The sequence below is a fragment of the Streptomyces sp. NPDC005820 genome (assembly GCF_040630255.1).
Lineage (GTDB): Bacteria > Actinomycetota > Actinomycetes > Streptomycetales > Streptomycetaceae > Streptomyces.
On record NZ_JBEXXE010000014.1, the window covers coordinates 58,472 to 71,968 of the forward strand.

Annotated in this window: 10 protein-coding genes; 3 read left to right on the forward strand and 7 right to left on the reverse strand. The window is 70.7% G+C overall.

Going from position 1 to position 13,497, the window contains the following annotated elements; all coding sequences use genetic code 11:
- Nucleotides 1–70 precede the first annotated feature (70 nt).
- The 7 genes from ABZ464_RS18810 to ABZ464_RS18840 form a co-directional block, all read right to left on the reverse strand.
- Nucleotides 71–604 carry a GNAT family N-acetyltransferase gene (locus ABZ464_RS18810; protein WP_359278135.1) on the reverse strand — a complete coding sequence of 178 codons (534 nt, stop codon included), beginning with the start codon at nt 602–604 and terminating at the stop codon, nt 71–73.
- Between the two features lie 21 nt (nt 605–625).
- Entirely contained in the window at nt 626–1,474 is an 849-nt protein-coding gene (locus tag ABZ464_RS18815; protein ID WP_359278138.1) for a GNAT family N-acetyltransferase, read from the reverse strand.
- Between the two features lie 224 nt (nt 1,475–1,698).
- On the reverse strand, nt 1,699–2,856 hold the full coding sequence (gene ispG / locus ABZ464_RS18820) for a flavodoxin-dependent (E)-4-hydroxy-3-methylbut-2-enyl-diphosphate synthase (protein ID WP_359005541.1): 1,158 nt from the start codon (nt 2,854–2,856) through the stop codon (nt 1,699–1,701).
- Between the two features lie 170 nt (nt 2,857–3,026).
- The gene (locus tag ABZ464_RS18825; RefSeq protein WP_359005538.1) at nt 3,027–4,331 is read right to left on the reverse strand and encodes a site-2 protease family protein; all 1,305 of its coding nucleotides are present in this window, start codon (nt 4,329–4,331) and stop codon (nt 3,027–3,029) included.
- A complete protein-coding gene (dxr, locus tag ABZ464_RS18830) occupies nt 4,328–5,581 on the reverse strand; it encodes a 1-deoxy-D-xylulose-5-phosphate reductoisomerase (RefSeq protein ID WP_359278141.1) in 1,254 nt (417 codons plus the stop codon). The genes ABZ464_RS18825 and dxr overlap by 4 nt, the downstream gene beginning before the upstream one ends.
- A 383-nt stretch (nt 5,582–5,964) precedes the next feature.
- Complete coding sequence (locus tag ABZ464_RS18835; RefSeq protein WP_359278144.1) at nt 5,965–7,902, reverse strand: acyl-CoA dehydrogenase family protein; 1,938 nt, start codon at nt 7,900–7,902, stop codon at nt 5,965–5,967.
- Between the two features lie 122 nt (nt 7,903–8,024).
- Nucleotides 8,025–8,834, reverse strand: coding sequence for an endo-1,4-beta-glucanase (locus ABZ464_RS18840; RefSeq protein WP_359278147.1), 810 nt, complete (start codon nt 8,832–8,834; stop codon nt 8,025–8,027).
- 223 nt (nt 8,835–9,057) lie between these two features.
- Between ABZ464_RS18840 and ABZ464_RS18845 the strand changes: the two genes are divergently transcribed.
- The 3 genes from ABZ464_RS18845 to ABZ464_RS18855 all read left to right on the forward strand — a co-directional run bounded on the left by ABZ464_RS18845 (nt 9,058) and on the right by ABZ464_RS18855 (nt 13,482).
- Nucleotides 9,058–10,065, forward strand: coding sequence for a LacI family DNA-binding transcriptional regulator (locus tag ABZ464_RS18845; protein ID WP_359278150.1), 1,008 nt, complete (start codon nt 9,058–9,060; stop codon nt 10,063–10,065).
- A gap of 87 nt (nt 10,066–10,152) precedes the next feature.
- Nucleotides 10,153–12,210: a TIM-barrel domain-containing protein gene (locus ABZ464_RS18850; RefSeq protein WP_359278152.1), complete on the forward strand. Its 2,058-nt coding sequence runs from the start codon at nt 10,153–10,155 to the stop codon at nt 12,208–12,210.
- Nucleotides 12,211–12,300: 90 nt separating this feature from the next.
- Nucleotides 12,301–13,482, forward strand: coding sequence for a sulfotransferase (locus tag ABZ464_RS18855; RefSeq protein ID WP_359278155.1), 1,182 nt, complete (start codon nt 12,301–12,303; stop codon nt 13,480–13,482).
- Nucleotides 13,483–13,497 lie beyond the last annotated feature (15 nt).

The window sequence follows — 13,497 nt, forward strand, 5'->3', positions numbered from 1 at the left end:
TCTCGTACTCCTGCCGGGTAAGGGTGATGGCAAGGAGGTTAGCCGGGAGCGCGGTGTCGCCGGAAATCCGTTACTTGCGGAGCAGCGGGAGCCAGGCGCCCATGACGGCGTACGGGCGGGGGGCGCTGGGGAACAGGACGCGGCGGGCCAGGTCGTCGTAGCCGAGGGAGCGGTACAGGGCGCGGGCGGGGCTGTCGAAGTCGATCGCGGAGAGGATCGAACGGGGCTGGCTCGCGGTGTCGGTGATCGTGGTGATCAGGGCGCGGCCCGCGCCGCGGTTCTGGTAGGCGGGGTGGACGTGGAGTTCGGTGATGACGAAGGAGTCGTCGAGCCAGAAGTCGGTGCCCTGGGCGCGGAGGTAGGGCTCGACGACGGTGGACCACCAGTGGGTGCGGTCGTTGGGCATGCCGTAGACGAAGCCGACGAGGCGGCCCTCCGGGGTGGTGGCGCCGAGGGCCCGGGCACCCGGGTACGTCATGTGCCGCAGGACGATCTGGCGGCGGACCGCGACCTCGTCGGGACCGAGGCCGAAGGCGACGGCCTGCACCGCGAGGGCCTCGTCCACATGGGCGGGGAGGTCCAGGGGGCCGATGACGAGATCCATGGCGGGGAGCCTACAGGTGCGTCAGAACAGCACGCTCATGAATGCGCCGACCTCCTGGAAGCCGACCCTCCGGTACGTCCTTCTCGCAGGCGTGTTGAAGTCGTTGACGTAGAGGCTGACCACCGGGGCCACGTCCGCGAGGGCGTAGCGCAGGACCGCGGCCATGCCCGGGGCGGCGAGGCCCCTCCCCCGGTACTCCGGGGCCACCCAGACGCCCTGGATCTGGCAGGCCTGCGGGGTCGCGGCGCCGATCTCGGCCTTGAAGGCGACCCTGCCGTGTTCGTCGAGGCGGGCGAAGGAGCGGCCGGAGCCGACGAGTTCGGCGACGCGGGCCTGGTACAGCAGTCCTCCGTCGCCGGCCATCGGGGAGACGCCCACCTCCTCGGTGAACATCGCCACGCAGGCCGGCATGATCGTCTCCATCTCGTCCTTGCGGATGCGGCGGACGTAGGGGTCGGGGGCCAGGTCGGCGGGCATGCGGTCGGTGACCATGAGGGGCTGGTGGGCGCGGACCTCGCGGGCGGGGCCCCAGTGGGGTTCGAGGAGGCGCCAGAGCTGGGTGGTGGATTCGACGGGGCCGACGATGGAGGAGCAGCGGCGGCCGGCCCTGCGGGCACGGTCGGCGAAGGCGCGGACGGCGCGGGGGGTGGCGCAGATGGGGACGAGGTTGGCGCCCGCGTAGCACAGGGACGTCAGCATGCCGTCCTCGTACCAGCCCCACATCTCGCCGCCGAGCCGCCAGGGGTCGAGGCCCGCGACCTGGACGCGGGAGGTGACGAAGGCGTTGGTCACCGGCTCGCGGTCGAGGACGGCGAGCGCGGCGTCCAGGTCGCTCGGTTCGAGGACCCGGGAGGTGGTCTGGGTCAACAACTGCGGGGCCTCACACTCAGGGCTGCTGGTCCCCGCACTGTACCTGCGGAAGCTGAGCGGTGCCGCCCTGCGTGTGCCTTGCCGTTGCTTGCGGGTGGCCGTGGGTTGGCGTGCCGTCTGCTGGGGGCTGCCGCCCCCAGACCCCCGCATCGGCCCTGAACGGGCCTCGTCCTCAAACGCCGGACGGGCTGTGCTTCCCTGACCGGCGCTGAAGACCCACCCCCTCAGCCCGCGACCGCCACCGACGGCTCGCCCGACGCCACTCCCGCTGCCTCCATCTGCTCGGCCAGCTTCATGGCCTCCTCGATGAGGGTCTCGACGATCTTGGACTCGGGGACGGTCTTGATGACCTCGCCCTTGACGAAGATCTGGCCCTTGCCGTTGCCCGAGGCGACGCCGAGGTCGGCCTCCCGCGCCTCGCCGGGGCCGTTGACCACACAGCCCATGACGGCGACCCGCAACGGGACCTCCATGCCGGTGAGGCCTGCCGTGACCTCCTCCGCCAGCTTGTAGACGTCGACCTGGGCGCGGCCGCAGGACGGGCAGGAGACGATTTCCAGGCCGCGCTGCTTGAGGTTCAGGGACTCCAGGATCTGGTTGCCGACCTTGACCTCCTCGACCGGCGGGGCCGAGAGCGAGACGCGGATGGTGTCGCCGATGCCCTGGGAGAGGAGGGCGCCGAAGGCGACGGCCGACTTGATGGTGCCCTGGAAGGCGGGCCCCGCCTCGGTGACGCCGAGGTGGAGGGGGTAGTCGCACTGGGCGGCGAGCTGGCGGTACGCCTCGATCATCACGACCGGGTCGTTGTGCTTGACCGAGATCTTGATGTCGCGGAAGTCGTGCTCCTCGAAGAGCGAGGCTTCCCACAGGGCGGACTCGACCAGCGCCTCGGGGGTCGCCTTGCCGTACTTCTGGAGCAGGCGGCGGTCCAGCGAGCCCGCGTTCACCCCGATGCGGATCGGCGTGCCGTGGTCCTTCGCCGCCTTCGCGATCTCCCGGACCTTGTCGTCGAACTGCTTGATGTTGCCCGGGTTGACGCGGACCGCGGCACAGCCCGCCTCGATCGCCGCGAACACGTACTTCGGCTGGAAGTGGATGTCCGCGATCACCGGGATCTGCGACTTGCGCGCGATGGTCGCGAGGGCGTCCGCGTCGTCCTGGGTCGGGCAGGCGACGCGGACGATCTGGCAGCCGGACGCCGTCAGCTCGGCGATCTGCTGGAGCGTCGCGCCGATGTCCGACGTACGGGTCGTCGTCATGGACTGGACCGAGACCGGGGCGTCGCCGCCGACCGCCACACTGCCGACCTGGATCTGGCGGCTCTTCCGGCGCTCGGCAACCCTGGTCGGAACGGACGGCATGCCGAGAGAAATCGCAGTCATCTGCTGTGCAACCCCAAGTCGTGGATCAAGGTCCAGGTCCCGTCGATGGCGGGTTCCAGGCTTTGAGATTACGGCACGGGCGCGGGCGCGGGCACCTCACCGCCGCCAAACCCACCCAATGGAAGACGGCCCGGGAGCAAGTGTCCCGGGCCGTCGCGAACCACGGATGACTACGAGATGCGCACCGGGTTAACCACGTCCGCGATCAGTACCAGGATCGTGAAGCAGACGAAGATCCCGGCCACCACGTACGCCACCGGCATCAGCTTCGCCACGTCGAACGGGCCCGGGTCCGGGCGGCGCAGCACGCGCGCGAGGTTGCGGCGCAGCGACTCCCACAGGGCGCCCGCGATGTGCCCGCCGTCGAGCGGGAGCAGCGGGAGCATGTTGAACAGGAACAGGGAGAGGTTGAAGCCGGCGACCACGAACACGGCCATCGCCAGCTGCTGCGAGGCGGGGATGTCCAGGGTGGCGATCTCGCCGGTGACGCGGGCCGCGCCGACGATGCCCATCGGGGAGTCGGGTTCGCGGGGGGCGTCGCCGAAGGTCGCGTTCCACAGGGCGGGGATCTTGCCGGGCAGGGCGACGAGGGAGTCGACCGCGTCGCCGACGTGGTCGGTCATCCAGGTCACGGAGTCGCCGAAGTCCTGCTTGACGACGCCGGTGGCGGCGCTGAAGCCGAGGAAGCCGGCCTTGACGTACTCGCCCTGGACGTAGGCGCCGCTGGAGTCCTTCTTGGCGACCTGGTTGGTGGCGATGGTGGCGTGGAGGGTGACGTCCTTGCCGCCGCGTTCGACGACGATCGCCACGGTCTTGCCGGCGCTGTCGCGGATGAGGTCGGAGAGCGTGTCCCACTTGGCGGTGGAGACGCCGTCGAAGGAGACGATCCTGTCGCCCTTCTTCAGCCCCGCCGCCTCGGCCGGGGAGGGCTTGTCGGTGCTCTTGCAGGTGTCGCGGTTCTCGCTCTGCGCGATGACGCAGGGCGAGACGGAGGCGACGTCGGTGGTCTCCTGCTGGATGCCGAAGCCCATCAGCACGGTCAGGAACAGACCGACCGCGAGGATCAGGTTCATGAACGGGCCGGCGAACATGACGATGACGCGCTTCCACGGCTTGCGCGTGTAGAACATGCGCTTCTCGTCGCCGGGCTGGAGTTCCTCGAAGGCGGCCGAGCGGGCGTCCTCGATCATGCCGCGCCAGGGGGAGGTGGAGCGGGCGGTGACCCGGCCGTCCTCACCGGGCGGGAACATGCCGATCATGCGGATGTAGCCGCCGAGCGGGATGGCCTTGATGCCGTACTCGGTGTCGCCCTTCCGGCGTGACCAGATGGTGGGGCCGAAGCCGACCATGTACTGGGGCACGCGGATGCCGAACATCTTCGCCGTGGACAGGTGGCCCAGCTCGTGCCAGGCGATCGAGAAGAGCAGGCCCACGAAGAAGACCAGAATCCCGAGGATGAACATCAGGGTCGTCATGCACGGACCTCCGCCGTCTGCGCCGTCAGTTCCTGTGCCCGGGCGCGCGCCCAGGTCTCCGCTTCGAGGACGTCCGACACGGTGAGTGAAGTTCCCGTGGCCGGGGTGCCGTGTTCCTCGACGACCCGCGTCACGGTCTCCATGATCCCGTTGAACGGCAGTGCGCCGGTGCGGAAGGCCTCCACACACTCCTCGTTGGCGGCATTGAACACCGCCGGGGCCGTCCCGGCGAGCTCGCCCACGTGCCGGGCGAGGTTCACCGAGGGGAAGGCCTCGTTGTCGAGCGGGAAGAACTCCCAGGTCGACGCCGTGCTCCAGTCGAAGGCGGGCGCGGCGTCGGGGACGCGCTGCGGCCAGCCGAGGCCGATGGCGATGGGCCCGCGCATGTCGGGGGGCGTCGCCTGGGCCAGTGTCGATCCGTCCGTGAACTCAACCATCGAGTGGACATACGACTGCGGGTGCACGACCACCTCAATCCGCGAGAAGGGAATGTCGTAGAGGAGGTGTGCCTCGATGACTTCCAGCCCTTTGTTGACGAGGGTCGCGGAGTTGATCGTGATGACCGGGCCCATGGACCAGGTGGGGTGGGCGAGGGCGTCCTGGACGGTGACGTTCGCCAGCTCGGCCCTGGTGCGGCCGCGGAAGGGGCCGCCGGAGGCGGTGACGACCAGTTTGCGCACGTCGGCGCGGGTGCCGGCGGCGAGGGCCTGGAAGAGGGCGGCGTGCTCGGAGTCCACCGGGATGATCTGGCCGGGCTTGGCGAGCGCCTTGACCAGCGGGCCGCCGACGATGAGCGACTCCTTGTTGGCGAGCGCGAGGGTGCGGCCCGCCTCCAGGGCGGCGAGGGTGGGGGCGAGGCCGATGGAGCCGGTGATGCCGTTGAGGACCGTGTGGCAGTCGGAGGCGGCCAGCTCGGTGGCCGCGTCCGGGCCGGCGAGGATCTCGGGGAGCGGCTCCGAGGTGCCGTACGCGGCGGCGAGCGCCTCGCGCAGGGCCGGGACGACGTCCTCACGGGCGACCGCGACGGTCCGTACCCGCAGCCGGCGGGCCTGCTCGGCCAGGAGGGCGACCCGGCCGCCGTTGGCGGACAGGCCGGTCACCCGGAACCGGTCCGGGTTGCGCAGCACGAGGTCGACGGCCTGGGTGCCGATCGATCCGGTGGCGCCGAGGATCACCACGTCCTTGGGGCCGTCGCCCGCGACGGGGTCGTAGACGAGGTGCGGGTCGGCGAGGGGGGCTGGAACGCTCATCCCCCCATTGTTGCCTGGCCCGCGATCGGCCACGCCCATGGGTCGACGGGAGCGGCCGGTGTCCTCGGGGTGCCGGTGGGGAGCACGCGAGGCCTGTGAAAGGCCGGGGTCGGTCCCGCGAAGGCCGCGGATGGCCCTCTTCACCCTTCGGGCATCCGCCGTCTCCGTCCCCCGACCTGACCGCGCGGGAGCGGGACGTCGTACAGCTGGTGCTGCTGGGGCGGTCGACGGCGGAGACGGCGCGGCTGCCCCAGGTCTCGCCGCACACCGCGGGAGCTGTTCTTCCGGCACTGTCTGCCGCATCTGCGGGCGCCGGATCCGGCGCCGCTGAGCACGGACGGCCGGCCGCGTGAGCAGCCGGCCGTCCGTGTGCCCCGCGTCCGTCAGGTGAGGGGGCGGTGGACGTTCTCCCGTTCGCTGGGTCCCGGCGTGGTGTCGGCGATCCACGGGCCGTCGCCCGAGGGGTCGACGACGCCCTCTTCCAGCCAGGTGTGGGCGCCCGCGAGGACGTCCTTGACGACCTTGCGGTCCAGGTCGTCCGTGTTGTTCCACAGGCGGGTGAAGAGTTCGTCGACGCGCAGCCGGGACTGGCGGCAGAAGGCGTCGGCGAGCCGGTAGGCCTCGCGGCCGTGTTCGCCGCGGGTGCGCAGGAGTTCGGCCCGGACACAGGCCGCGCTCATCGCGAACAGTTCCGCGCCGATGTCGACGATCCGGCCGAGGAAGCCCTGCTTGGTCTCCATCCGGCCCTGCCAGCGGGACATGGCGTAGAAGGTGGAGCGGGCGAGCTTGCGGGCGTGCCGTTCGACGAACCGCAGATGCGCGGAGAGGTCGACGCCGCCGTACCTGAACCCGGTGTACGACGACGGCAACTGGCCCGGTCCCGCGACCAGCTTCGGGAGCCACTTGGCGTAGAAGACACCGGCGTTGGCGCCCGCCCTGGCCTTGTCCTGGAGGGACTTCTCGGGGTCGATGAGGTCGCCGGCGACGGAGAGGTGGGCGTCGACGGCCTCGCGGGCGATGAGGAGATGCATGATCTCCGTGGAGCCCTCGAAGATGCGGTTGATGCGCAGGTCGCGCAGGAGTTGTTCGGCGGGGACCGCGCGCTCCCCGCGGGCCTTGAGGGAGTCGGCCGTCTCGAAGCCGCGGCCGCCGCGGATCTGGACGAGTTCGTCGGCCATCCGCCAGCCCATCTCGGAGGCGAAGAGCTTGGCCAGCGCGCCCTCGATGCGGATGTCGTTGCGGTCCTCGTCGGCCATCTGGGAGGACAGGTCGAGCACGGCCTCCAGGGCGAAGGTGGTGGCGGCGATGAAGGAGATCTTCGCGCCGACCGCCTCGTGGCTCGCGATGGGCTTGCCCCACTGCTCGCGGGCCGTCGACCACTCTCGGGCGATCTTCAGCGACCACTTGCCGGCGGCGACGCAGGACGCGGGCAGGGAGAGCCGGCCGGTGTTGAGGGTGGTGAGGGCGATCTTCAGGCCGGCGCCCTCGGGGCCGATGCGGTTCGCGGCGGGGACCCGGACCTGGTGGAGGCGGGTGACGCCGTTCTCGATGCCGCGCAGGCCCATGAACGCGTTGCGGTTCTCCACGGTGATGCCGGGCGAGTCGCTCTCCACGACGAAGGCGGAGATGCCGCCGGGGTGGCCCTCGCTCTTCGGGACGCGGGCCATGACGACCAGCAGGTCGGCGACGACGCCGTTGGTGGTCCACAGCTTGACGCCGTCGAGGACGTAGTCGTCGCCGTCCGGGACCGCGCTGGTGGCGAGGCGGGCCGGGTCGGAGCCGACGTCCGGCTCGGTGAGCAGGAAGGCGCTGACGGCGGTGGTGGCGCAGCGCGGCAGGAAGGCCTGCTTCTGCTCGGGGGTGCCGAACATCTTCAGCGGCTGCGGTACGCCGATCGACTGGTGGGCCGACAGCAGGACGCCGACGGCGGGGCTGGCGGAGCCGACCAGGGCCAGCGCCTTGTTGTAGTACACCTGGGTGAGGCCGAGACCGCCGTACTTGGGGTCGATCTTCATGCCCAGGGCGCCGAGTTCCTTGAGGCCGTTGATCACCTCGTCGGGGATCCGGGCCTCGCGCTCGATCAGCGCTCCGTCGATCTTCGTCTCGCAGAACGCGCGGAGCTTGGTGAGGAACTGTTCGCCGCGCCGGACGGCCTCGTCGGTGGGGAGCGGATGAGGGTGGATCAGGTCGAGGCGGAACCGGCCCAGGAACAGTTCCTTGGCGAAGCTGGGCTTGCGCCAGTCCTGTTCCCGGGCGGCCTCGGCGACCTGGCGGGCCTCACGTTCGGTGACGGTGGGTTTTTTCAGGGGTGGTGCGGACATGAGGCTCACCTCGCCGCGAATCGGGATCATGGACCACATCGGTTACCGATGGGTGCTACTCGATCGTTGGTACCCGATCCGGGGCGACCCCGCCACCCTTCGCGGGCCGGTCCGGGCCCTTATCAGCCGATGGTGACCGCGTACGACTTGGTGTCCAGGCGGCCCGTTCCCTTGAAAACCTCGGTGCCGGACTCGATGCCGGAGACGTACTTGTCGTTGCTCAGCAGCTTGCGCCGAACGAGTGCCTGGGTGAAGGCGTCGAGGTCGAGGGTGGCCTTGGTGGTGTTGGCGCGGCGGACGAACGAGTAGACGTTCCAGCCGATGTTGCCCTGGTAGATGTCCCACATCGCGCCGTTCAGGCTGACGCTGCCGTACTTGGTGCCCAGCGGGCCCGCGCCGCCCTGGCGGTTGAGCCAGATCATGATTTCGTCGGTGGGCTGGTCCTGCCAGTCCGCGGTGTTCTTGGTGTGCAGCCACAGGTCGTAGGCGACGTTCATGGTGCCGGGGTTGGACGGCAGGGAGAACTCCCAGCTCGCCGTGACCTTCTTGCGGTCGCCCACCTTGATCGGCAGCCCGGTCTTCGCCTTGTCGACCTTCCAGCCCCAGTGCCAGCCGAGGACGGTGGAGGCGTACGACTTCACGTCCGAGTCGGTGCCCTTGCTGTTGTTGGCCCAGGTGTAGCTGGTGCCCCAGGAGATGGTGGAGCCGCTCGCGGAGTTGTCCCAGACGCACTGGCTGCCGGTGCCCTTGTCCTGGCCCCAGAGATTGTTGTTCACGTAGTACTTGCCGAGTGTGACCGTGTCGAAGGCCGTGCACTTCTTGCTCGACTCCCCCGCCTGGGCGACGGTGACGCCGGCGGCGGCCGCGAGGGCGACGGCGGCGGCGGTCAGGGCCTTCGCCCGCTTCGACAGACGGGGACGGCGGTGCTGCATGGGGGTCCTTCCGGGGCCGGTGGTGCTGACGTCACCCCAGTGGGCGCCGGGCGGGAAAAGGTTGCCGTACTCTCGCTTCACGTTTTCTTCGCAACTCGCTGTCGAAGCGCTTCGACAGACTATGGACACCCACCCGCGCTGAGGCTACTGTCGAACCACCCTCATACCCGCCCGTGTTCGTTCCGCGCACTGTCGAAGCGCTTCACAAAGCTTGGAGAGCTGGATGGTCACCCTCGCCGAGGTCGCCCAGCACGCCGGAGTCTCGGCGAGCACGGTGAGCTATGTCCTCAGTGGCAAGCGGTCCATCTCCACGACCACCCGGCAGCGGGTCGAGCAGAGCATCCGCGAGCTGGGCTACCACCCGAACGCGGGCGCCCGGGCGCTGGCCAGCAGCAGGTCGAACATCATCGCGCTGATGATCCCGCTGCGTACCGACATGTATGTGCCGGTGATGATGGAGATCGCCATCGCGGTGGCCACCACGGCCCGCACCCATGGCTACGACGTGCTGCTGCTCACCGGCGAGGAGGGCCCCGACGCGGTGCGCCGGGTCACCGGCAGCGGGCTCGCCGACGCCATGATCCTGATGGACGTCCAGCTCGACGACGAACGGCTGCCGCTGCTGCGGCAGACCGACCAGCCCTCGGTGCTGATCGGGCTGCCCGCCGACACCACCGGTCTGACCTGCGTCGATCTCGACTTCACGGCGACCGGCGCGCTGTGCGTGGAGCATCTCGCCGCGCTCGGCCACCGCGACATCGCTGTCATCGGCGAGGCGCCCGCGGTGTACGAGCGGCACACCGGTTTCGCCGAGCGCACGCTCGACGGTCTGCGCTCCCGTGCCCGGGAGAGCGGTGTACGGCTGCTGCACCGCCCCTGTGAGGGCGGGTACGACGCGATGGCCCTGACCCTCGCCCGCATCCTCGACGAACGCCCGGGCACGACCGGGTTCGTCGTGCAGAACGAGTCGGCGGTCGAACCCCTGCTCGCGCTGTTGCGCCAGCAGGGCCGGGCCGTCCCCGAGGACGTCTCCGTGGTCGCGATCTGCCCCGAGCAGGTCGCCGTCCAGGCCTCGGTGCGGCTGACCTCGGTCGCCATCCCCGCCCAGGAGATGGGCCGGCATGCCGTGGAGCGTCTCGTGGCCAAGCTCGACGGCCGGAGGACGGACGAAGTCGTGCTGATCGAACCCGAGTTGACGGTCCGGGCGAGCACGGGCCCGGCCGCCTCCTGAGTCACCCCCGCTCTTTCCTTCTCGCTGTTGTGCCACGCCAGGGCACCCCCATGTCCGCACTCCTCCAGGAGCACAGGAGCACGCTTCGTGAATCAGCCTGCCGAAAACCAGACCAGTCAGGGCACGGTCAGCCTCGCGCAGTCCTCCCCCACCGTCGGCACCTTCCGTGAGCGGGACGGCGCGCTGGAGTGGAGCGGCCGTCAGGAGACCCTCCGGATCGAGCCGTGGGGGCCGGACGCGGTCCGGGTCCGCGCCCGGCTCGGCGGTCCCGTGCTCGACGGACTGCCGGGCGCCCTGCTGGACACGGCGCCGCCGACGCCGTACACGATCAAGACAGAGGACGGGCGGGGGCTGCTGACCGTCGGGGCGCTGACCGTCGAGGTCGACGCCGAGGGCCTGATCCGCTTTCTGCGCACGGACGACGGCGGTGAGGTGCTGGCCGAGGAGCGCGCCCACTTCTGGTGGCCGGGCTCGCGGCTCTACACGGCCGTCGGCAACGGCCACCACCGGCTGGAGCAGCGGTTCGCCGCCTACGAGGACGAGAAGCTGTACGGGCTCGGCCAGCACCAGCACGGGCGGTTCGACCAGAAGGGGCTGGTCCTGGACCTGGTCCAGCGCAACGCCGAGGTCGGCATCCCGGTGCTGTCGTCCAGCCGCGGCTACACCCTGCTGTGGAACAACCCGGCGATCGGGCGGGTGGAGCTGGCCGGGAACGGCACCCGCTGGGTGGCCGACTCCGCCCGGCAGATCGACTACTGGATCACGGCGGGCACCCCGGCCGACGGGCAGCGCCGCTACAGCGCGGTGACGGGCCGCACCCCGATGCTGCCGGAGTGGGCGGCGGGCTTCTGGCAGTGCAAGCTGCGCTACCGCACCCAGGACGAACTCCTCGCCGTGGCCCGCGAGTACAAGCGCCGGGGCCTGCCGATCTCGGCGATCGTCTGCGACTTCTTCCACTGGACGCATCTCGGGGACTGGAAGTTCGACCTGAAGGAGTGGCCCGACCCGGCCGCGCTGGTACGGGAGTTGGCCGAGCTCGGCATCAAGCTGGTGGTCAGTGTGTGGCCCTCGGTGTCGCCGCTGAGCGAGAACCACGCGCTCATGGAGCAGCGCGGCCACTTCATCGGTACCCAGTACGGGCCGCCGGCGCACGCCGACTGGCCGGACAAGGAGGTCGCCTCCCCGGTCCAGGTGGCCTTCTACGACGCGACGAACCCCGAGGCTCGCGAGTTCGTGTGGTCGCGCGTCCGGGACAACTACCTCGCCCCGTACGGGATCACGGCCTTCTGGCTGGACGCCTGCGAGCCGGAGCTGAAGCCGGGCTTCCAGGAGAACCTGCGCTACTGGGCGGGCCCCGGCCTGGAGGTCGGCAACCTGTACCCGGCGGAGAACGCCCGTACCTTCTACGAGGGCCTGCGCGCCGAGGGCGAGGAGGTCGTCACCCTCAACCGCTCGGCGTGGGCGGGCAGTCAGCGTTACGGCGCCGCCCTGTGGTCGGGTGACATCGGCACCGACTTCCCGACCCTGCGCCGCCAGATCGCGGCCGGCCTGAACACCGCGCTGTCCGGGATCCCTTGGTGGAACACGGACATCGGCGGCTTCCACGGCGGCGACCCGGACGATCCGGCGTACCGCGAGGTGATGGTCCGCTGGTTCCAGTTCGGCACGCTGTCCCCGCTGATGCGGCTGCACGGCTTCCGCGACCCGGGCATGCCGCTCGGCCCGGACATGACCGGTGGCCCCAACGAGGTGTGGTCGTACGGCGAGGAGGCGGGCGCGATCCTGGAGAAGTACCTGCGGCTGCGCGAGCGCCTCAAGCCGTACGTCCTCGACGTGATGCGGGAGGCACACGAGGAGGGGCTGCCGCCGATGCGGCCGCTGTTCCTGGAGTTCCCCGACGACCCGAAGGCCTGGTCGGTCGACGACTCCTACCTCTTCGGCCGGGAGCTGCTGGTCGTACCGGTGCTGGAGGCGGGGGCGCGGGAGCGTACGGCGTACCTTCCGGCGGGGGCGCGCTGGACGGACGCGTGGACGGGTGAGACGTACGAGGGCGGCAGGTCCGTGACGGTCGACGCGCCGCTGGACCGGATCCCGCTGTTCCTGCGGGACGGGGCCCGGCTGCCGGTGGCCGAATCAACGCCGTAACGTCTGAACACCCTTGTGGCAAACGGGAGTTGGTGGGGTAGTGGGCTGGCATCCAACTGCCCCACCCGCCCCACGGAAGGGTGTTCCCCCATGTCCGCACCTCCCCTCGCGCTCTCCCTCGCCAATCTGCTGCTGCGGCCGGGGTTCGCCTCCCGCCGCAGCCCCGACCGGGTCTTCGACCGGCTGGCCGCCTCGGCCGGGCCGGTGGAGGCGGTGTTCTCCGCCGAGTTCCGTTTCCTGCTGCGCAACTGGGCCCGGGACGAGCACCTCACCCCGGTCGGCTGGTGGTCGGCACAGGGCCATGTGCGCCGGCACCTCGTCAACCGCGCCCGGATCCGGCGGCTGCTCGCCGAGCACCCGGGGATCGCCCGGGAGCCGGTCGAGCGGCCGGTGTTCGTGGTGGGCCTGCCGCGCACCGCGACCACCCTCACCCATGGCGTGCTGTCCCTCTCCGAGCAGCACCGATGTCCCCGTCTCTGGGAACTGCTCACCCCGGATCTGGAGGGGACCGAGCGGCAGCGGAAGCAGGCGGTGGCGGCGGCACGGGGGCTGGTCGGCGCGATCAACCTGTTCTCGCCGCGCTACCGGGACATCCACCCGATGGCCGCCGAGGGCCCCGACGAGTGCACCTTCGCCCTCCCGCACACGATCATGCCGCTGTCCCAGGCCCGGATCCCCGCGTACCGGGAACGCCACTACGAGCGGGACTTCCGGCCCGACTACGCGTACCTCAAGCAGATCTACCAGGTCCTGCAGTACGGCCGGCCGCGCCGCCGCTGGGTGCTGAAGTCGCCGCTGCACACCGAGAACCTCGACGCGCTGCTGTCGGTGTTCCCCGACGCGACGATCGTGTGGACCCACCGTGATCCGGCCGCCGTGGTGCCGTCGTTCTGCAGTCTGATCGAGCACGGCATGGCGATCACCCTGCGCCCGCTGGACCTGCACGCCCTCGGCGCCACCTGGCTGGAGCTGCTGAGCCGCTCCATGACCCGCGGTCTCGCCGCCCGCTCCGCGATCCCCCGCGAGGCGCTGATCGACGTGCCCTACTCCTGGCTGGGCTCCGACCCGGCGGCGGGCGCCCCCAAGCTCTACGACGCGATCGGCGCCCGCTGGACCGACGCCGACGCGGCGCGGCTGCCCCACGTCGCGGCCCGCCCGAAGGGCACCCGGCCGCACCGCTACGACCTGGCCCGCTACGGACTGACCCGCGCGGACGTCGACACCGCGTTCGCGGACTACAACGTGCTGCGGGCCGAGGTCGACCGGGCGTGAGAGCCCCGGCGCCGG